Source organism: Kribbella sp. NPDC050470 (assembly GCF_044458365.1).
Lineage (GTDB): Bacteria > Actinomycetota > Actinomycetes > Propionibacteriales > Kribbellaceae > Kribbella.
Genome location: NZ_JBITHV010000007.1, coordinates 547589 through 567613, shown reverse-complemented (window position 1 = coordinate 567613; position 20025 = coordinate 547589). Strand labels below are relative to the sequence as shown.

General features: G+C 70.2%; 16 protein-coding genes. 6 read left to right on the top strand and 10 right to left on the bottom strand.

Annotated elements, in window-relative coordinates:
• Positions 1-21: 21 nt before the first annotated feature.
• From ACIBGM_RS23810 to ACIBGM_RS23790, 5 genes are all read right to left on the bottom strand, one after another.
• Complete coding sequence (locus tag ACIBGM_RS23810; RefSeq protein WP_360534821.1) at positions 22-1050, bottom strand: LacI family DNA-binding transcriptional regulator; 1029 nt, start codon at positions 1048-1050, stop codon at positions 22-24.
• 128 nt (positions 1051-1178) lie between these two features.
• Positions 1179-2069: an NAD(P)H-dependent flavin oxidoreductase gene (locus ACIBGM_RS23805; RefSeq protein WP_396386789.1), complete on the bottom strand. Its 891-nt coding sequence runs from the start codon at positions 2067-2069 to the stop codon at positions 1179-1181.
• Between the two features lie 170 nt (positions 2070-2239).
• Positions 2240-5158 carry a preprotein translocase subunit SecA gene (gene secA / locus ACIBGM_RS23800; RefSeq protein ID WP_360534825.1) on the bottom strand — a complete coding sequence of 973 codons (2919 nt, stop codon included), beginning with the start codon at positions 5156-5158 and terminating at the stop codon, positions 2240-2242.
• A 204-nt stretch (positions 5159-5362) separates the two neighbouring features.
• Complete coding sequence (locus tag ACIBGM_RS23795) at positions 5363-6529, bottom strand: DNA glycosylase AlkZ-like family protein (protein ID WP_360534867.1); 1167 nt, start codon at positions 6527-6529, stop codon at positions 5363-5365.
• 93 nt (positions 6530-6622) lie between these two features.
• The gene (locus ACIBGM_RS23790) at positions 6623-8104 is read right to left on the bottom strand and encodes a BTAD domain-containing putative transcriptional regulator (protein ID WP_360534827.1); all 1482 of its coding nucleotides are present in this window, start codon (positions 8102-8104) and stop codon (positions 6623-6625) included.
• A gap of 246 nt (positions 8105-8350) precedes the next feature.
• Here ACIBGM_RS23790 and ACIBGM_RS23785 point away from each other — a divergent pair, with 246 nt between their 5' ends.
• Both ACIBGM_RS23785 and ACIBGM_RS23780 read left to right on the top strand, forming a co-directional pair.
• On the top strand, positions 8351-9142 hold the full coding sequence (locus ACIBGM_RS23785) for a hypothetical protein (protein WP_360534829.1): 792 nt from the start codon (positions 8351-8353) through the stop codon (positions 9140-9142).
• Between the two features lie 145 nt (positions 9143-9287).
• Entirely contained in the window at positions 9288-10100 is an 813-nt protein-coding gene (locus tag ACIBGM_RS23780; RefSeq protein WP_360534831.1) for a serine protease, read from the top strand.
• Between the two features lie 82 nt (positions 10101-10182).
• Here the strand turns inward: ACIBGM_RS23780 and hpf are convergent, their stop codons facing one another.
• The 5 genes from hpf to mtrA all read right to left on the bottom strand — a co-directional run bounded on the left by hpf (position 10183) and on the right by mtrA (position 16012).
• Complete coding sequence (hpf, locus tag ACIBGM_RS23775) at positions 10183-10806, bottom strand: ribosome hibernation-promoting factor, HPF/YfiA family (RefSeq protein ID WP_360534833.1); 624 nt, start codon at positions 10804-10806, stop codon at positions 10183-10185.
• 217 nt (positions 10807-11023) lie between these two features.
• Positions 11024-11605, bottom strand: coding sequence for a phosphoribosyltransferase family protein (locus tag ACIBGM_RS23770; protein WP_360534835.1), 582 nt, complete (start codon positions 11603-11605; stop codon positions 11024-11026).
• 170 nt (positions 11606-11775) lie between these two features.
• Positions 11776-13554 (bottom strand): LpqB family beta-propeller domain-containing protein, encoded by a 1779-nt coding sequence (locus ACIBGM_RS23765; protein ID WP_360534837.1) that lies wholly within the window; start codon positions 13552-13554, stop codon positions 11776-11778.
• A complete protein-coding gene (gene mtrB / locus ACIBGM_RS23760) occupies positions 13551-15194 on the bottom strand; it encodes an MtrAB system histidine kinase MtrB (RefSeq protein WP_360534839.1) in 1644 nt (547 codons plus the stop codon). The genes ACIBGM_RS23765 and mtrB overlap by 4 nt, the downstream gene beginning before the upstream one ends.
• 140 nt (positions 15195-15334) lie before the next feature.
• A complete protein-coding gene (mtrA, locus tag ACIBGM_RS23755) occupies positions 15335-16012 on the bottom strand; it encodes an MtrAB system response regulator MtrA (RefSeq protein ID WP_141859693.1) in 678 nt (225 codons plus the stop codon).
• A 230-nt stretch (positions 16013-16242) separates the two neighbouring features.
• Here mtrA and ACIBGM_RS23750 point away from each other — a divergent pair, with 230 nt between their 5' ends.
• The 4 genes from ACIBGM_RS23750 to ACIBGM_RS23735 are packed head-to-tail and all read left to right on the top strand — an operon-like array spanning position 16243 to position 20016.
• Positions 16243-17280, top strand: a complete 1038-nt coding sequence (locus tag ACIBGM_RS23750; protein WP_360534841.1) for a hypothetical protein — start codon at positions 16243-16245, stop codon at positions 17278-17280.
• Complete coding sequence (locus tag ACIBGM_RS23745; protein WP_360534843.1) at positions 17277-17909, top strand: DUF4129 domain-containing protein; 633 nt, start codon at positions 17277-17279, stop codon at positions 17907-17909. Before ACIBGM_RS23750 ends, ACIBGM_RS23745 begins: the two co-directional genes overlap by 4 nt.
• Positions 17906-19048 carry a DUF4350 domain-containing protein gene (locus ACIBGM_RS23740; RefSeq protein ID WP_360534845.1) on the top strand — a complete coding sequence of 381 codons (1143 nt, stop codon included), beginning with the start codon at positions 17906-17908 and terminating at the stop codon, positions 19046-19048. Before ACIBGM_RS23745 ends, ACIBGM_RS23740 begins: the two co-directional genes overlap by 4 nt.
• A complete protein-coding gene (locus ACIBGM_RS23735) occupies positions 19045-20016 on the top strand; it encodes a MoxR family ATPase (protein WP_360534847.1) in 972 nt (323 codons plus the stop codon). The genes ACIBGM_RS23740 and ACIBGM_RS23735 overlap by 4 nt, the downstream gene beginning before the upstream one ends.
• Positions 20017-20025: the final 9 nt, after the last annotated feature.

Genomic DNA, 20025 nt, shown 5'->3' with positions numbered 1-20025 from the left:
CAAGTGCGCCAGGGGATAGCGCTATGCGGGGGGTGGTGCGGCGGTGGAGCGCCGTACGACGAGCTCGGCGGGCGCCAGCTCGGCATCAGGTACGTCGGACTCGCCGTCGACGACCTGGTTGAGGGTCTGGGCGGCCGCCTCGCCGAAGCGGAACGGGTCGGCGCGCACGGTGGTCAGGCCGGGGTGGACGTACTCGGCCAGTTCGCTGTCGTCGAAGCCGGCGATGCTCAGGTCGTCCGGGACGGTCAGCCCGGCTGCCTGGGCGGCACCGAGGCCGGCGATCGCCATCCGGTCGTTCGCGTAGACGATCGCGGTCGGCGGCTCGGGCAGCGCGAGCAGCCGCCGGGTGGCCTCGATCCCGGCCGCGGCGGTGAAGTCTCCGGTCTCGATCGCGGCCGGCTGCAGCCCGGCGTCGGCCAGGGCCGCCACGAAGGCGGTCGACCGCGCGGTCGCGTGCACGAAGGCGGGCGGGCCCGCGACGTGCGCGATCCGGGTGTGGCCGAGCGCGACGAGGTGCTCGACGACCGCGCGGGTGCCCGGGCGGTCGTCCAGGACGACGGCCGGGAACGGCGACGTGCCGTCCGGCCGGTTCAGGGTCACCGCGGGCATCCCGAGCTCGACCAGCAGGTCGATCCGGGGGTCCTCGTGCCGGAGGTCGGACAGGAAGACGCCGTCGACGCGGCCGTCTTGGGCCAGCCGCCGGTACCCGGCCTCCTCTTCCTCGCCGGCTGTGACGACCTGCAGGACCAGGGCCTGCCCGCGGGTGGACAGCACACTCTCGACACCGGCAATGAAGGCGGAGAAGAACGGGTCCGAGGACAGCACATCCGGGTCCCGGGTGATCACCAGGCCGAGCGCGAACGCCTTCGAGACCGACAGCGACCGGGCCCGGTTGCTCGGCCGCCAGCCCAGCTCGTCGGCCGCGGCGAGGATCTTGTCGACGGTCGCCTGGGCCAGTCCGGGCCGCCCGTTGAGCGCGAACGACACCGCGCCCTTGGACACACCTGCCCGGCTCGCCACATCGGCGATCGTCGGCCGCTGCTTGCTCATCACACCTCGCTCGACACGCTTTAAACCGGTTTAGACGACATCTAAACCGGTTAAAACGCCGGACGTCAAGATCTCAGCGATGGTTGTGATGTGGTTCAGGGCGCAGCGCGGCGGGAGGTAGCCGGCGGTCAACGCGCGGCGTCGAGGTACCTGCGGTAGCCGGCGAAGGAGCGCACGACCTCGTCGGCGGTCGACTGGGCGGTGAGCGCGCCGACGCCTTGGCCTGCGTAGATGGACGCGCGTGCCGGGTCGGCGGAGCGGACCCCGGTCACGTAGTCGTCGTGGCCGGCGTCGTCGGCCTTGAGCTCCTCCTCGCGACCTTCCCACGAGTCGAAGTAGGCGTTCCGGAGCGCCCGGCCGCCGAACTCGTCCGGCCACCCCGCCCGTGAGGCCGCGTCGAACACGGTGCCGTACACCGTGTCGGTCTCGTCCGCCTCGATCACCCGCGCCCGCACCGAGTCCGGCGTCAGGGCCTCGGCACAGGTGAGGAACGCCGTACCGACCCAACCGCCGGCCGCCCCAGCAGCCAGTACGGCGGCCAGCCCGCGCGGACCGGAGATGCCTCCGGCCGCGAGCACCGGGAGGTTGGTGAGGTCGAGAATCGCTTGCAGCAAAGGAAGTGTGGCGACCGCGTTGCGCCCGTGACCGCCGGCCTCAGCGCCACGGGCGACGATCGCATCCACCCCGGCGTCGATCGCCTCCCGCGCGTCGGCCACCGTCCCGGCCTGCATCGCGACGACGATGCCTTCCTCGTGCAGCGCCCCGACGTACGGCGCATAGTCGCCGAAGCTGAGCGACACGAGGGCAGGCTTGAGCTCGAGCACGGCGTCGAGGTGCTCCGGGTGATCCTTGACGGACCACGCCATCAGGCCGACGCCGTACGGCTTGCCGCCCTCAGCCGCGACCGCGCCCTCGGCCCGGATCCAGTCGGCGCTCACCGCGGACCCGGCGCCGAGCATCCCCAGCCCACCGGCTGCGGAGATCGCGGCGGTCAGCCGACCGCCGCTCACGTTCGCCATCGGCGCACCCACCAGCGGAACGGACAATCCAAACTTCTCCGTCAGCCACATCCCCCCACACCACCACATCCCCCACTCCCTGGCCATGACGCGCCGCACAGCCGGAGCTCGGACAACGCAAAGGGACCTCGGACATCTGGTCAGATGTCCGAGGTCCCCAGTAGGTGAACTCAGAACTTGTAGACGTCCGACTGCGGGTCGCCGTGGCAGCGCTTGTACTTCTTGCCGGAGCCGCACGGGCAGGCCACGTTGCGCGGGGTGCCGGCGTACATCAGGCCGTTCTCGTCGGCGCCGTCCTGGTGGACCGCGACCTCCTCGTCACCGTCGATCGTCGGCGCCGAGTAGGACAGCCGCTGCGGGCGGCTGTCGCCGGTCAGGCCCTTGGCGCGCAGCCGCGGGATGTCGCGCGGACGCGGCGTGTCCTGCGGCCGCTCCTCGCCCTGGTCCCGGCCGGGGAACTCCGCCACCGGCGCGCCCGGGGTGAGGATGTCCTCGATCCGGCGCCCCTCGAGGCTCTCGGCCTCCGGGGCCTGGGTGGCGGCCTCGGCCTGAATCGCCTCGACGTTGACCTCGACGTTGAAGATGAAGGCGACCGACTCCTCCTTGATCGACTCCATCATCGCCGCGAACATGTCGTAGCCCTCGCGCTGGTACTCGACCAGCGGGTCGCGCTGCGCCATCGCGCGCAGGCCGATGCCCTCGCGCAGGTAGTCCATCTCGTACAGGTGCTCGCGCCACTTGCGGTCCAGCACGCTCAGCACGACCTGGCGCTCCAGCTCGCGCATCGCGTCCGAGCTCAGCGACTCCTCGCGCCGGTCGTACGCCGCCTTGGCGTCGGCGACGAACGCCTCGATCAGGAAGTCCTGGGTCAGGCCGGCCTTGTCGCCACCGGCCTCCTCGACCAGCTGCTCCTCGGTCAGCTCGGTCGAGTACAGCGTCTTCATCGCGGTGAACAGCGCGTCCAGGTCCCAGTCCTCGGCGAACCCGTCCGCGGTCGCGCCCTGCACGTAGCCGGTGACGGTCTCCTCGAGCATGTCCTGCACCTGGTCACGCAGGTCGGCGCCCTCGAGCACCCGGCGGCGCTCGTCGTACACGACGTGGCGCTGGCGGTTCATCACGTCGTCGTACTTGAGGATGTTCTTCCGGGTCTCGAAGTTCTGCGCCTCGACCTGGGACTGCGCCGACGCGATCGCCTTGGTGACGACCTTGTTCTCCAGCGGCTGGCTGTCGTCGTTGTTGCGCGACATCGCCCAGTCGACCATCTCGCGCTTGAACAGCCGCATCAGGTCGTCCTCCAGGGACAGGTAGAACCGGGACTTGCCCGGGTCGCCCTGCCGGCCGGACCGGCCGCGCAGCTGGTTGTCGATCCGGCGGGACTCGTGCCGCTCGGTGCCGAGCACGTACAGGCCGCCGGCCTCGCGGACCTCTTCCTGCTCGTCCTTGACCTGCTTCTCGAACTGCTCGAGGACGGTCGGGTACTCCGTCTCGTACTCCTCGATCGCCTCGGCCGGGTCGATGCCGCGGGCGCGCAGCTCCTTGTCGGCCAGGAACTCGGGGTTGCCGCCGAGGATGATGTCGGTACCGCGGCCGGCCATGTTGGTGGCCACCGTGACCGCGCCCTTGCGGCCGGCCTCGGCGACGATCGCCGCCTCCCGCGCGTGCTGCTTCGCGTTCAGCACCTCGTGCGCGATGTTCTCCTTGCGGAGCTGGGTGGACAGCCGCTCGGACTTCTCCACGCTGGTGGTGCCGACCAGGATCGGCTGGCCGGTCCGGTGCACCTCGACGATGTCCTTGACCACCGCGTCGAACTTGGCGTCCTCGGTGCGGAAGATCAGGTCCCGCTCGTCGGCGCGGATCATCGGCTTGTTGGTCGGGATCGGCACGACGCCGAGGCCGTAGATCTTCTGGAACTCGGCCGCCTCCGTCATCGCCGTACCGGTCATGCCGGCCAGCTTCTCGTAGAGGCGGAAGTAGTTCTGCAGCGTGATCGTCGCCAACGTCTGGTACTCCTCCTTGATCTCGACGCCTTCCTTGGCCTCGATCGCCTGGTGGAGTCCCTCGTTGTAGCGACGGCCGTGCAGCGTCCGGCCGGTGTGCTCGTCGACGATCAGCACCTCGTTGTCGACGACCACGTAGTCCTTGTCGCGGCGGAACAGGTCCTTCGCCTTCAGCGCGTTGTTCAGGTAGCTGATCAGCGGGGTGTTGGCCGACTCGTACAGGTTGTCGATGCCGAGCCGGTCCTCGACCTTCTCGATCCCGCGCTCGAGGATCGCGACGGTGCGCTTCTTCTCGTCCACCTCGTAGTCGGCGACCGGGCGCTGCTCCTCCGGCACCTTGTCGTCGGCGATCCGGGGCTTCAGCGTGGAAGCGATCCGGGCCATCTCGACGTACCAGCGCTGGGAGTCCTCGGCCGGGCCGGAGATGATCAGCGGGGTCCGCGCCTCGTCGACCAGGATCGAGTCCACCTCGTCCACGATCGCGTAGTTGTGCTCGCGCTGGACGCAGTCGTCGATGCTCTGCGCCATGTTGTCGCGCAGGTAGTCGAAGCCGAACTCGTTGTTGGTGCCGTAGGTGATGTCCTTGGCGTAGGCGACCCGGCGCTCGGCCGGCGTCATCTGCGGCAGGATCACGCCGTAGTCGAGGCCGAGGAAGTGGTACACCCGGCCCATCCACTCGGCCTGGTACTTGGCCAGGTAGTCGTTCACCGTGACCACGTGCACGCCCTTGCCGGACAGGGCGTTCAGGTACGTCGGCAGCGTGCCGACCAGCGTCTTGCCCTCACCGGTCTTCATCTCGGCGATGTTGCCCAGGTGCAGCGCGGCGCCGCCCATGATCTGGACGTCGTAGTGCCGCTGGTGCAGGGTCCGCTTGGCCGCCTCCCGGACGACCGCGAACGCCTCCGGCAGCAGCGCGTCGAGCGACTCCCCGTTCTCGTGCCGCTGCTTGAACTCCGCGGTCTGACCGCGGAGCTCCTCGTCGGACATCCCGACGAAGTCGTCCTCGATCGAGTTGACCATCTTCGCGATGCCCTGGAGCTGACGCAGGATCTTGCCCTCGCCGATCCGCAGGACCTTGTCGATCACCTTCATGGTGGGGAGTTCTCTCCTTGCTGCTGAAGCCTCGTTGCGGCCGACGCCGACAGGGCACGGCCGACCCGACGGGAAGGGCGTGCGTCCCCCATCGTACGGGGCCAGGTGTGCCAAGCCACGCCCGCAGCGTGCCTCAGGCCCCAACGGACCCACGCTCGGCCGCGCCGGAAAGTTCCCGGCCGCGCCGTCAGTATCCTCGCTGTGCTAACTCCTTCCCCGCCCCACCGCCCCGGTCAGGGCGTCACTCAGCGCTGGCGACAGGTCACCGCCACCGGCCACCTTGACCTGGTCCAGCCCCAGGAACCCCGCGAGCTGGACCAGCTCGGCGGCCAGCTCGTCCGCGGTCTCCACCGGCGCCTTCGGCTCGGCGTGCGCCGACTGGACCAGCAGCACCCCGGCGGCCCGGTCGGACTTCAGGTCCACGCGGGCGACCAGCCGGTCCCCGAGCAGGAAGGGCAGCACGTAGTACCCGTAGATGCGTTTCTCGGCCGGCACGTAGATCTCGATCCGGTACCGGAAGTCGAACAGGACCTCGGTCCGGGTCCGCTCGAACACCAGCGAGTCGAACGGGCTGACCAGCGCCCGGGCGTTGACCCGCCGCGGCAGCCGCGCGTCTCGGTGCAGGTACGCCTGCCGCTTCCAGCCGTCGATCTGGACCGGGATCAGCTCACCTTCCTCGACGAGCTCCTGGATCGCCAGCGCTGTCGGCTCCGGTGCCGTCCGGAAATAGTCCTTCAGACACTGCGCGGTCGACACCCCGTGCGCCCGCGCCGCGATCGACACCAGCCCGCGGTGCGCCTCGTCCAACGACGGCGTCGGAGTGTCCAGCACGGCGCTCGGCAGCACCCGCTCGGGTATGTCGTACATCCGCTCGAACTGCTGGTTGCGCCGGGCGACCGTGATCTCGCCGGCGAAGAAGAGGAACTCCAGGGCCCGCTTCACGTCGGACCAGTTCCAGCCCCAGTTCTCCTTCGAGCGCTCGACGTCGTCGTCGATCTCGCGCGCCGTCAGCGGACCGTGGTCGCGGACGTCGGCCAGCACCTGCTTGACCAGGTCAGGTCGCTCCTTCGCGATCGACCGTGGCCCACCCCAGGCCTCGGTCGCGGCGCGGGCCATCCGCCAGCGCATCAGCGAGTGGGTCTCGACCGGGATCAGCGACGCCTCGTGGGCCCAGTACTCCACGAGGCGGCGGGGCGCCTTTCCGGAGGCGCGGTCGAGCAGGTCGCGCGGGTACGGACCGAGGCGGGAGTACAGCGGCAGGTACTGCGCGCGGCTGACGACGTTCACCGAGTCGATCTGGATCAGCCCGATCCGGCCGAGCACACGAGCCAGCGCCCGCATGTCCGGCACGCCCTTCGGCCGCGGGTCCATGAACCCCTGAGCCGCCAGCGCCACCCGCCGAGCCTGAGCCGTCGACAACACCTGTGTACTCACGGCAGCGATTCTGCCGGGGCCCACCGACAATTACCGCCGGTCGCCGTCAACGGTGTCCTGGACCCGGATGATCAGCACGATCTCGGCCACCTGCGGCGGGATCGGCCACGGGAACAGGCCGCGCGCGGCCAGATCCTCCAGAGAGCGGAACGGGCCGCGGTGGGTCCGGTCGGCGGCGATCAGCGCGGCGTGCTCGGCGGAGACGCCGGGCAGCGTCCGCAGGACCGCCTCGGGCGCATCGTTGATGTCGATCAGCCCGCCGTCCTCGAACTGGTTCGGCAGGTCGGGGCGCCCGATCCCGAGCTGGCGGGCGATCACCGGGTGCTCGGCTGCGAGTTGACGCCCGTACTGCCGGCGCGTCTCGTCCCCCGGAGCCTGCCGGGTCTGCCTCGGCACGATCACCGCCAGGTGCACTGCGCAGACCAGCGCGGAGACGATCACCAGCGTGACGCCGAGACCGTCCTTGGTGCCGGTGATCTCGTCGCTGCTCGTGTCGATCATCAGGGCGCCGGCGATCGTCGCACCCAGATACCCCGCGGCTGCCAGCCCGAGACGGGTACTGCGTCGCCGGACCGCCACGACGCCCATCGCCGGACCACCCAGCAGCCCGACCGTCAGAATCGGGACCGCCGCGACCAGGAACTTCAGCACCCAGTCCCGCAACTGCAACCCCTCCCCGTGCGGCGCCGACGGAACGAACGGCGCGGCGGGAGTGGGCGACCACGGCGCGGGGTCGGCTGCGGGTGGGGCGGGGACGGGTGGGGCGGGGACGGGGGCGGTGAGAGTGGGATCGTTTTGAAGGATCCGCTGGTGAAGGTCTTGGAGGGGGCGGCTCGGGTCCACGCCGTGGGTGGTGACCAACAGGCTGCGAATCTCGCGGTAGGCGGCCAGGGCCTCGGCCTGGCGGCCGGCGCGGTACAGGGCAAGCATCTGCACGCCGCGCAGTCGCTCGCGCAGCGGGAACTCGGCAACCAGGCGGGACAGCTCCGGCAGCAGGCTCTGCAGGTGCCCCTGTTCGAGCTCCACCTCGGCCCACTCCTCCACAGCCGCGGCGCGGTCGTCAGCGAGCCGAGCGCGGGTGGCCTCGAAGTACACGCCGGTCAGGCCGGCCAACGGCTCCGCCTGCCACAACGACAGCGCTGTCTGAAGCTCCGCTGCGGTCTCCGCCAGGCGCCCCTCGGCACGCAGCCGGCCTGCCGTGCGGACGTGCTGGCTGAACAGGTCGACGTCGGAGTCGCCAGGTGCGACGGCGAGCCGGTAGCCGCCATCGGTCAGGGTCAGCAGCCGGCCGGACGATCTCGGTTCCCGCTCCGGCTCCAGCACCCGGCGCAGGCCGGCGACGTACTTCTGTACGACGTTCGGGCCGTTCTCCGGCGGGTCGTCGCCCCAGACGAGATCGATGATCCGGCTCGGTGGGACCGGCCGGTTGGCGGAGAGCAGAAGACTCGCCAGTACGGCGCGCTGCTTGGCCGGACCGAGATCCAGCTCGCGCGACCCACGATGGGCTCGCACCGGTCCGAGCAGCGTAAACCGGACAGAGTCGCTCACCGCCCCTGGCACTGGTCTGCACCCTCCCGATCCGCTCAGACCGAGCTGCCCTCAGCCCGACGGCAGTCTATCCAGCAGCGGGTCGGCAGGCGGACCGCAGTCGCGCGCAGTCGAACCGCCGCGGGACGGCAGTGCGCGCACGCAGGCTCTTGGACGAACGAGAACGAGCCCCGGCCGCTGGGCCGGCGTACCGAAAGGTGAGTCCGAGCCATGTCCTTCCCCTGGATCCGCACCGCCGCGGCGGTCGCCATGATCGCGCTGGTCACCACCAGTTGCGGCCCCGGCGCCGACTCCGCCGGCGACAACAAGCCTGCCGCCACCGCCGCGGCGACGGCGCCTCCCACCAGCCCGGTCGCGTCGCCGACCGCAGCAGGGCTGGAGAACCTGCCGGTCCGGACGATCATGCAGAAGACCCGGGCTGCGTCGCTGGCGGCGACCAACCTGCGGATGCGCGGCACCATCGACGACACCAGCGGGCCGATGACCTTCGACATCACCCTGACCAAAGGCGGCGGCGAGGGCAACTTCACCGTCGCGGGCGCGTCGTACCGGGTCCGTGCGATCGGCAAGACCGTCTACCTGCAGTTGTCCGAGTCGGCGATCCGCGCGCAGGCGAAGGCCGAGAAGAGCAGCCCGGCCGAGACCGCGCGGACCGTCCGGCTGCTGAAGAACAAGTGGATCAAGTTGTCGAAGGTCGACAAGGACACCCAGGACATGGTCGACCTGGTCACCCCCGGCAGGTTCTTCGCGACGGTCTTCGGCGAGGACGACACGGCCACGGCCGCCCTGCCCCGCAAGGTCACGGCGCGGATGGTCGACGGTGTCCGGTGCGTCGGGCTCACCGACGACGGCGCCGCGCTGTGGATCGACACCGAGACCGCCCGGGTGATCCGGATGACCGATGGCAAGAACCAGTTCAGCTTCAGCGCCTACGGCACGGCGCCGACGCCGAAGGCTCCCGCGAAGAGCCAGGTGCTCGACGGCAAGGCGATGGGGCTCTGACCGGCACGCCGGCCGGATCGGGGGACCGGCCGGCGGCCATAACTCGGGAGTTACCGCAAGTGGGAGGTGCGCTACGAACGGTGTTCGGGAGACGCTCCAGAGAGGCCGCGCCGCCCGCGTGGCCCCTATCAACCTGGAGTGAGGCATGACAGGAAGAGTGCAGTTGGTCCGAGCCGCCCTGGCGGCCGGTGTGCTGGCCGTGGCGTCCCTCGGTGCGGTGGCCGTAGCCGGCTCCGCGTCGGCCGCGCAGTCGCCGGACGGGCCGAAGACCCGGATCGTCGGCGGCACGGTCGCCAAGACCGCGGACACCCCCTGGGCGATTGCCCTCAACAACAGCGGCTCGCCGTCGCCGAGCGGCCAGTGGTGCGGGTCGACGCTGGTCGCCGCGAACAAGATCGTCACCGCCGCGCACTGCGCGCAGGAGGCGGCCGGCACCTACACGGCGATCCAGGGCCGGGACGTGCTGACCGAGTCCGGTGGCAAGGAGTCGAAGATCAGCAGCATCTGGGTGGACCCGGCGTACGGCAAGGAGCCTGGTCATGATGTCGCCGTGATGACGCTGGCCACGCCGTTCGACGGTGTGCCGACGCTGGCGCTGGAGACCGACAAGGCGGCGGACGCGGCGGGTGCGGCGTCGGTCGTGTACGGCTGGGGTGAGACCGAGGGCACCGGGCCGGCGGACACCTTCCAGAAGGTCGACGTGCCGGTGCTGGGTGACGCGTACTGCGAGCAGGCGTACGCGAGCGAGGGGTACACCGCGGACGGCGAGATCTGCGCCGGGTTCGAGGACGGCGGCAAGGACTCCTGCCAGGGTGACTCCGGCGGTCCGCTGGTCCTCAACGGCCGGCTCTTCGGCGTCGTCTCCTGGGGCGTGGGCTGCGCCGACGCCGGCGACCCGGGCGTCTACGCGGAGGTAGCCACCTACGCAGCCGCCCTCCAGGCCCAGATCGACGGGTAGCAGAGACCTTCGCAGGGGAAGGATGAGGGGCCGGGCAGCTGCCCGGCCCCTCGTGATGTGCTCCTCCCGCGTGCTGTCGGCCTCAGACGGCCAGACGGATGACGCCGTAGTCGTAGCCGCGGCGGCGGTAGACGACGCTGGGCTGGTTCTCGTCGGCGTCGACGAAGAGGTAGAAGTCGTGTCCGACCAGTTCGAGCTCGTAGAGCGCCTGGTCCAGGGACATCGGCTTGGCGGTGTGGGTCTTCTCGCGCATCACCAAAGGACCGTCACCGGTGACCGTGAGCGATCCGAACTTGTACGTCGCCACCTCGTCCTCGGCGGCTGGTTCCTCCACTGGAGTGGTGTCGGTGAGTGGCTGTTTCGCGTTCACGTGCCGAAGGCCCTCCGGCGTACGCTCACCACGGTGCACCCGGCGGCGGTCGGCCGCCTTGCGGACCTGCGCCCGCAACCGGTCCAGGCAGACGTCGAACGCCGCCGCCTTGGTCTCGCCGGTCGCTTCGGCGCGGACCACCGGTCCCTTCGTGTACATGGTGAGCTCGACACGCATCGCCCGATCGTGCTGTCGCGGGTTCTTCTCCTGGCTGACTTCTACCTCGCACCGCAGTACCCGGTGATCGACCTTCTCGATCCGCTCGAGTTTTTCCTCGACGTACTGCCGGAAGCGGTCACTGACCTCGCAGTGATGACCCTTGACAACGACGTCCACGGAAACCTCCATCGATCGGCGACTTCTTCTTACGTCTCCGGACCCCCGTACCTCGTGTGACGGTGCCCGAAACGAGAACACCCGCTGTGGAACCGGTCGGACTCCGCAGTGAGGATTCCGGCTGATCCGGACCTGCACCACATCCCTGCCCGACAGTCCCTAGCGGGTGTCATAGGCCAACGCTAGTCGGCTTCGGCGAAAACCGGTAGGGAAGTTCTCATGAACCAGACGGCCGGCGCCGGCGGGTCGCGGCCAGCACCGCACAGCCGAGCACCGGAATTCCGGTGGATTCCAAGGCCCGGCCCGCCTCGGCCAGCGTGGAACCGGTGGTGATCACGTCGTCGACCAGCAGGACCGGCTGATCCGTCAGCGTTTCAGCCCAGCGCGAACGAGCCGCGAAAGCCCCGTCCAGGTTGGCGGTACGGCGTTCCGCGGACAACCCGGCCTGGTCGTCGAGACGTCGTACGACGGTCAGCGCGGCAGCCGGCCGGGCGTCGATTCCCTGTCGCCGAAGGGATCGCGCGGCGGCGCGGGTGATCCGGCGCAGTGGGTCGTGCCCACGCTGCCGGACCGTCGACCTGGCCGACGGAACCGGGCACAGCCACACGGCACGCCGATCCCCGAGAGCAGCGCGTACGGCGGCTGCCAGCACCGCGCCGAGTGGACGGGCCAGCGCGTACCGAGCCTCCTCCTTGTGCGCAATGATCAACTTGCGCAACTCATCGGCGTACGGCGCACTCGCGGTGGGCGGAGGCAGTCCGGCCGGCCGCGGGTCCGGCCAAGCACGGAACGGAGTCACCGAAGTCAGTAGCTCCCGGCAACGACCACACAGAGTGACTCCCGGCCGGTCGCAGCCCGCGCACCGCCCACCCAGCACGAGATCCACGAACGCGTCCCGGACCGGCACCGCTCAACGATCCGCGACAGCACGCCCGCTCGCAACCGGGACAGGCCGAGCCTGTGGACAACTCAGCCCGGGTAGGTCGGCACGATCGGGGCCGCGTTGGCATCGTTGTCCATGTCGACCCAGGTGAGATCGCGGGTCTGCCAGTGCAGCTGGCCCTTCACGTCCTCGACCACCGGCAGGGTGTCCTTGTTCAGGTTCGACGCGAGCAGCGCGGTCTCGAACCCGGACGACGCCCCGGGCAGCAACTGCCGGCCGGAGCCGTCGGTGTTGACCAGCCACGGCTGCCGGATGTTGCCGACGTCGGGCGACGTGCCGGCGACCAGGATGCCCAGCTTGTTCCAGGCCGCATCCGTGATGGCGGAGAGCGGCAACTGAAGCTGGCGGAGCTGCCCGAGGAGGAGCTTGCCGCCGCTGGCGGTCTGGATCGTCCCGGTCTGCACGTAGTTCTGGCCGGTGGTCTTGGACCGCATCACCAGCAGCGCCCGGACGCCGTCCGGAGCCATCCGCAACGCGATCGGCGCGTCGCCGTGGAAGCTGGTGATCACGTCGGCGATCGCGGTGCCGTCGCGGTTGCGGACCCGGAGCCGTGGCGCCGCGCCGTCGGCGCGGTCGAGGATCCAGAGGTTGTCCTGGTTGTCGAAGCTGGGCCGCAGCACCCGGCCCTGGGTCTGGATCTTCCGGACCTGGTCGGACTTGTCGTTCTCGGTGGACTCCAGCCGGGCGTACGCCACCACCTTGTCGCCGTCGTCGGTGGTCACGATCGCGCCGGAGTCCCCGCGCAGGCTGACTGCGAACGACTCGGCCTGGTAGTCGTACAGCTTGCTGCTGGTCAGCGGCCGGGCGGCGATGTCGGACGCCCCGTCCAGCCCCTCGATCCGCTGGATCCGGCCGGAGCGGACGCCGTACAGCTCGGTCATCGCGCCGTCGGGCACCTGCGGGTCGTAGTTCCCGAAGTTGGAGAACGGCAGCACGTCCGGCTCGTCGGGCAGCAGCGGCGCGCCGCTGACCGTGATCTTGACCCGCAGGTTGACCTGGTTGAGGGTCCAGACGATCTGGGCCGCGAGCAGTCGCCGTTCGGTGTCCCGCAGCGAGGCGGCCGCCTCGTTCAAGGCCACCGTCGCGACGCCGAACTCGACCGGCACGGAGACCTGGACCGCTGTCCCCGGTGGAGCCAGCGAGATGGCGCCGTTGCCGAGGCGTTTGGTCGGGCCCTTGAGCAGTTCCTGGATCAGCTGGGTGGCGCCCTGTCCGGCCGACAGGTTCACCGGCAGGTAGACCGGGTCGGGGACGAGCATGTCCTTGCCCGGGTTGAAGAAGTAGAGGTTGCGCGGGGCAAGTTTCGGGTCGAGCTGGTTGCTGCTCAGGTACACCCCCGGCGGCGGTGTCGAGACCCGCCACTGGCCGTCCACCTTGACCAGCTTGAAGGTGAAGTCGACCGAGGCGTCGACCTTCGCCGGGGTCCAGGACCCGCGGTCGTCGATGGTGGCGATCATGCCGGCCCGCAACCGGACCTGGTCGCCAGAACTGGTGACCGCGTCACGGGCCTGCTGGTACACCACCGTCTGCGACTCCGGCTTCCAGGCGGCCGCTGCCTCCGGGGTCAGGTACTGCCGGGCCACGTCGAAGGCACGGGAGTCCGACATCGCCTCCAGGAAGCCGTTGACCAGCTGCAGCGGCTGGGCGTCCGCCCGCGGCGGCTTGGCCTCCACGCCGACGCCGCCGAAGTCCGGCGCCAGGCCCTCCCGGCCGGCGTTGCGGATGGTGCCCTTGGTCGGCACCGTCGCGCAGCCGGTGGCCAGCAGCAGGAACGCCAGGATCACTGCAAGCAGCTTCCGCCTCACCGCTCCTCACCACCGGTCAGTTTCTGGTACGGCGCTCCCACGTCGACGAGGGACTTCTCCGTCACCACCCGGCTGGCGTCGGCCGGGCGGGCCGGCAGCGGCGATCCGGACAGCGTGACGTCCGGCCGCCGCGGCAGCGTCAGCCGGAAGTAGGCGCCGTCACCGGGCGACCCCCAGGCGTCCAGCCGGCCGCCGTGCAGCCGGGCGTCCTCCAACGCGATGGACAGGCCGAGCCCGGTGCCGCCGGTGGTCCGGGCCCGGGCCGGGTCGGCCCGCCAGAACCGGCTGAACACCATCTCGGCCTCCTCGGCCCGGAAGCCCACGCCGTGGTCGCGGACCGCGACGGCGGCCGCGTCGTCGTCGTACGCCGTGCTGATCCGGATCGGCAGGCCCTCGCTGTGCTCGATCGCGTTGCCGATCAGGTTGCGCAGGATCCGCTCGATCCGGCGCGAGTCGACCTGGGCCCGGCACGGCTCCGGCATGTCCAGCTGGACCTCGCAGCCCTTGCGCTCCAGCAGGGTCTCGTGGTTCTCCAGCACCCGGTTGACGATGTCGCGCAGGTCCACGTCCTCCAGGTCGAGGGCGGCCGCGCCGGCGTCGAACCGGCTGATCTCGAGCAGGTCGGCGAGCAGTTCCTCGAACCGGTTGAGCTCGTTCTGCAGGAGCTCGACCGAGCGCCGGCTGATCGGGTCGAACTGGTCCCGGCTCTCGTGCAGCAGGTCGGCGGCCATCCGGACCGTGGTCAGCGGGGTGCGCAGCTCGTGCGAGACGTCGGAGACGAACCGGCGCTGCAGCCGGGACAGCTCCTCGAGCCGGCGGATCTGCCGTTGCAGGTTGCCGGCCATCTTGTTGAAGGAGACCGCCAGCCGGGCCAGGTCGTCGGTGCCGCGAACCTGCATCCGCTCCTCGAGCTTGCCGGCCGCCAGCCGCTCCGCGATCCGCCGCGCCATCCGGACCGGCGTGACCACCTGGCGGGTGACCAGCCAGGCGACCGCTCCGAGCAGGACGACGAGCAGCAGGCCGGCCGTGACCAGCGCGCGCTGGACGACGTCCAGCGTCTCCTGCTGCGGGGTGAGCGGGAAGAGGAAGTAGACGGCGTACCGCTCGGTCGGCGCGGTCGGGACCCGGAGCTGGGACCCGATCACCAGGCCGGGCACGCTGGGCCCGTCGCGGTAGTTGATGACCGTGTAGGTGTCCCAGAGCTTGGTGTCGTCGCTCATCACCGAGGACGCCAGCTCGGTCGGGATCGAGTCGCTGTCGACGAGGCCGGTGTAGCGGATCGCGTTGGTCGAGGACAAGTCGCCGGGCACCAGCAGGACGTCGTACAGGCCCGGGCGGTTGGTGCCGAGGACCAGCTCGGACAGCTGCTGGTTGATCGAGTTCGGGTCGGCCGCGTCGATCGTGTTGGACAGCGAGGCGAGCTGCGCGATCGCCTCCGCCTGGGCGCTGGTACGGCGGGACTCCAGCACGCCGTCGGTGACCTGGCTCATCATCACCCAGCCGACCAGGATCAGCACGACGGTCGACATCAGGAGGGTGCCGGTGACGATCCGGGCCTGGATGGACCGGCGCCAGATGTCCGGCCAGTGCTTCGGGTGCGTGCGCCACAGCGGCTGCGGGTAGGCAGGCCAATCGGCCACGGCGGCGGTGAGCTCGAGCTCCGTCCCGCGGTTCTCCGCCGTCTCCTGCTCGACCGGTGTCGGTTGCTGCTGCTCCGGACCGGGCGTGGCGGCCGGGGCGTCGGCGGCCGCCTGCGACTCTTGGTCGCGTCCGTACTCGATCAGTCCGCACCCGCCTTGTAGCCGACACCGCGGACCGTGACCACGATCTCGGGGTGCTCGGGGTCCTTCTCGATCTTGGAGCGCAGCCGCTGGACGTGCACGTTGACCAGCCGGGTGTCGGCCGCGTGCCGGTAGCCCCAGACCTGCTCCAGCAGCACCTCGCGGGTGAACACCTGCCAGGGCTTGGAGGCCAGGCAGACCAGCAGGTCGAACTCGAGCGGGGTCAGCTGGATCGTCTCACCGGCCCGCTTCACCGAGTGCCCGGCCACGTCGATGGTCAGGTCGCCGATGGTCAGCGACTCCGGACCGGGCTCGTCCATCCGGCGCAGCCGGGCCCGGATCCGGGCCACCAGCTCCTTCGGCTTGAACGGCTTCACCACGTAGTCGTCGGCGCCGGACTCCAGGCCCAGCACGACGTCCACAGTGTCGCTCTTCGCGGTCAGCATCACGATCGGGACGCCGGACTCGGCCCGGATCGCCCGGCAGACGTCGATCCCGTCCATCCCGGGCAGCATCAGGTCGAGCAGCAGCAGGTCCGGTTTGAACTCACGGAACGCCGGTACCGCTTTGTCACCGGTCGCGCACAGATAGGTGTCGTAGCCTTCGTTGCGCAGCACGATGCTGAGCATCTCCGACAACGCCGTGTCGTCGTCGACGATGAGGATGCGACCCCGCATCGTCCGGTTACCGTCTGCCACGCCCAGCTCCTTGCCGTCCGATCGTTGTGCGCCCAGCGGATGCTGACCGTACGCACTACGGATAGTGTCCCATTCCCCGGGTAGTGCACACGCCGGATCGCCGAGTGACCCCGAGTTGGGCTGTGATCATGGTGCACAGCCCTGGCCCGGGACAACCTATGGACTACACGGTTCAGCCCGGCCCGCGGTTCGACGGAGGGAGGTGACAGGTGACGGACATCAGCATGCACGAGGACCCGGCGGCGGAGCCACTGCGGCCGTGGCTGCCCGCGGACCTGCTCGACAACGCCGCCCGGACCATCTCCGACAACAAGACGATCATGCTGGGCCTCCCGGTGCTCGCCGCCGTCGCCCTGCTCGCGGTCCAGGCTGTGCTGACCGAGATCGCCGTACCGGGCGGGATCAGTGGGTTCTTCGGGGCCGAGGACCCGTTCCAGCAGGCCGGTGCGGCGCTGCTGCTCACGTACGGTGTCCAGCTGGTGCTGTTCACCGTCGTGTCGAGCATGCTGGCCGGCATCATCGCGCTGGCCGCCGTACGGAGCCAGCTGGCGCATGGGGTCGGGCCTCTCGAGCTGCTGCGGCTGGTCCGGCCCGCGCTGCCCGCACTGGCCGCGGTCGGGCTGGTGCAGTCGCTGTCGTTCATCATCCTGATCGGCGGCTGGGGCCTGGCGGTCGTCGGCGTCGGTTCCGGGGCCGAGTCCGCGGTGTCGTCCGACGTGGCCGGCGCGGTGGCGATCGTGATGATGCTGCTCGGCGCGGTGCTCGTGCTGATCTTCGGCATCCGGCTGCTGCTGGCCGGGACCGTCGTACTGATGGAGGGCCGGCACGCGCCGGACATCGGGCTGCACATCCCGGCGCGGGTGGGCATCTGGGGTGCGCTGAAGCGGTCCTGGCGGCTGGTGAAGGGCAAGTTCTGGCGGGTGTTCGGCATCCTGCTGTTCGCCGGGCTGGTGGTGAACATCGTCAGCTACGCGCTGCAGTTCGGGGTGACCACGCTCGTGATGACGGTCGGCACCTGGGCCGACGGCAGTGAGAGCAGCAGTGCGACGATCGCCGCGGTCGTGCTCGGCGTGGCCGCCGGGCTGGCGACCGCGATCACGCTGATCGCCAGCCTGGCCTTCATGTCCGCCGTCCAGGCCCTGATCTACCTGGACCTCCGGGTACGGCGGGAGGGCCTCGACCTGTGGATGCGGCCGGTGCTGCGCCCGGTTCAGGGCCCGGTTCAGGGACCTGGAGGTACGTCGTGATCATCCTGGAGCCCCCGATCGACATCGGCCGGGACCAGGCCGCCGCCGAGGCGGCCGAGGAGCTGTCCAAGTCGGCGTACCGGCAGTCCGGCGACTCGCTGATCGAGCGGGCGCTCGGCAAGGTGATGGAGTGGATCGCCGACCTGATGGACAGCCTGTCCGGGACCTCTCCCGGCGGTCACGCCGGTCTGTTCATGCTGATCGGACTGATCATCCTGATCGCGATCGTGGTGCTCTGGCGGGCCGGCGTGCTGCGGACCAGCTACCGCATCAAGGGCCAGGCGGTCTTCGACACGGCCAGGCCGCGCCGTGCGGCCGAGTACCGAGCGCAGGCGGAGCAGGAAGCCGCTGGTGGGGACTACGCACTCGCCATCCGCAGCCGGTTCCGTGCCTGTGTGGCGGAGTTGACCGAGCGAACCATTCTGGACGAGCGGGCGGGGCGGACTGCGTACGAGGTGGTGGCCGACGCGGGCCGCGCCGTACCGTCTCTGCAAGACCCGTTGCAGCCCGCGGCGCTGGCGTTCACCGAGGTTGTCTACGGCAACCGTCCTGGTACGCCGGAGCGGTATGCACCAGTGGTGACAGCTGACAACGCGGCCCGAACCGCCAAGGCGTTGGTGCAAGCGTGAGCACTGTGGTCGGGAGAAGTGCCGGTGAGAGCTGGCGGGTGCTGCGGGTGCCGCTGCTCGTCACCGGCCTGATCGTGCTGGCGGCGATCGTCCTCCTGATCGCGACCGCCGCGCGCACCTCCGGACCGTTCAGCCCGGACTCCACCGAGCAGAACGGAGCACGCGCCCTCGCGGCGCTCCTGGAGAAGCACGGCGTCAACGTGCAGGGCACCGAGGACCTGGAGGACGCACTCGCTCCGGGAGCCGGCAAGACCTTGCTGATCGGGCCGATGGGCCAGCTGGATCGCTCCGACTGGGAGCGAATCGCCCACGCGGGCTGGAGCCACATCGTCCTCATCCGTCCCGGCTCCCGCGCTCTGGAGGCCCTGGCGCCTGGTGTCCTGGACGCCGGTCAGACCCTGTCGTCCGGCAGCCGTGCTCCGGACTGCGACCTGCCTGCCGCAGTCAAGGCCGGCACGGCGACCGTCAGCGGCTCCACCTACTCCGCTCCCTCCACAGCCCAGGCCTGCTACGGCGACGGCATCTCGAACACGGTGATCCGGTTGGAGACCGACAACGGGATCGTCGACGTGGTGGGGTCGCAGCGCTCGTTCACCAACGACCAGCTCGCGGACGACGGCAACGCTGCGCTCGCACTCAACCTGATCGGCACCCACCAGGACCTGACCTGGTACCTGCCGCAGTGGGAGTCCACCGGGTACGACGAACCCGACGAGGACGCGCCGCCACTCATCCCGCCGGACGTCCGGTACATCGGGTGGGCGCTGGCGTTCGCCGTACTCGTCGTAGCGCTTTGGCGTGGCCGGCGGCTCGGTCCGGTGGTTGCCGAGCGGCTCCCGGTCATCGTGCATGCTGCAGAGACCACTGAGGGCAGGGCGCGGCTCTACCGGCGCTCACGCGCCCGAGACCGGGCTGCGGCCGCACTGCGCGAGTCGGCGCTCGGCAAGCTGCACAAGGCGCACGGGATCCCGCGGCGCGCCGACCCGTCAGCTGTCGTCGCGACGGTTGCCGCACGCACCGGCCGGGATCCGGCCATGCTGTACGAGCTGCTCTACGGCCTCCCACCGCTGAGCGACGCCGCCCTGATGTCCTTGTCCTACGAACTCGACGTACTGACGCAGGAGGTACGACACCCGTGACGACTACCGAGGTCACCGCCGAGCAGGCCAGGCAGGCACTGGTCGCCTTGCGGACCGAGATCGGCAAGGCGGTGGTCGGCCAGGACACCGCGGTGACGGCGCTCGTGCTCGCTCTGCTCTGCCGCGGCCACGTGCTGCTCGAAGGCGTCCCGGGTACGGCGAAGACGCTGATGGTGCGGGCGTTGTCGACCGCCATGCGGCTGGACACCAAGCGGGTGCAGTTCACTCCGGACCTGATGCCCGGTGACGTCACCGGATCGCTGGTGTACGACGCGAAGAGCAGCGAGTTCGAGTTCCGGCCGGGGCCGGTGTTCACCAACATCATGCTGGCCGACGAGATCAACCGGACGCCGCCGAAGACACAGGCCGCTTTGCTGGAGGCGATGGAGGAGCGGCAGGTCACGGTCGACGGTGTGCCGCGCAAACTGCCGGTGCCGTTCGTCGTCGCCGCTACGCAGAACCCGATCGAGTACGAGGGCACCTACCCGCTGCCGGAGGCCCAGCTCGACCGGTTCCTGCTGAAGGTCACGCTCGACATCCCGCCGCGCGATGCGGAGATCGCCGTCCTGGCTCGGCATGCGCAGGGCTTCGACCCGCGGGACCTCGCCGGCGCCGGTCTGCGTCCGGTGGCCGGGCCGGAGGACCTGCTGGCCGGGCAGAACGCCGTACGGCGGGTTGCTGTCCGGGAGGACGTGTTGGCGTACGTGGTGGACCTCTGCCGGGCCACGCGGCAGTCGCCGTCGCTGCAGCTTGGTGTGTCGCCGCGTGGGGCCACGGCGTTGCTGGCGGTGTCGCGGGCGTGGGCGTGGTTGTCGGGGCGTGACTACGTGATTCCGGACGATGTGAAGGCGATGGCGCGTCCTTGCCTTCGGCATCGAGTACAGGTGCGGCCGGAGGCTGAGCTCGAGGGTGTCAGCGCGGACGCCGTACTCGAGAGCGTGCTGGCCACGGTGCCGGTGCCACGATGATTGCGTACA

Bases quoted from the DNA above. Each gene is read 5' to 3' on its own strand.
- ACIBGM_RS23810 (WP_360534821.1), bottom strand. From the start codon at position 1,050: ATGAGCAAGCAGCGGCCGACGATCGCCGATGTGGCGAGCCGGGCAGGT.
- ACIBGM_RS23805 (WP_396386789.1), bottom strand. From the start codon at position 2,069: ATGGCGAACGTGAGCGGCGGTCGGCTGACCGCCGCGATCTCCGCAGCC.
- secA (WP_360534825.1), bottom strand. From the start codon at position 5,158: ATGAAGGTGATCGACAAGGTCCTGCGGATCGGCGAGGGCAAGATCCTG.
- ACIBGM_RS23795 (WP_360534867.1), bottom strand. From the start codon at position 6,529: ATGGACCCGCGGCCGAAGGGCGTGCCGGACATGCGGGCGCTGGCTCGT.
- ACIBGM_RS23785 (WP_360534829.1), top strand. From the start codon at position 8,351: ATGTCCTTCCCCTGGATCCGCACCGCCGCGGCGGTCGCCATGATCGCG.
- ACIBGM_RS23780 (WP_360534831.1), top strand. From the start codon at position 9,288: ATGACAGGAAGAGTGCAGTTGGTCCGAGCCGCCCTGGCGGCCGGTGTG.
- mtrA (WP_141859693.1), bottom strand. From the start codon at position 16,012: ATGCGGGGTCGCATCCTCATCGTCGACGACGACACGGCGTTGTCGGAG.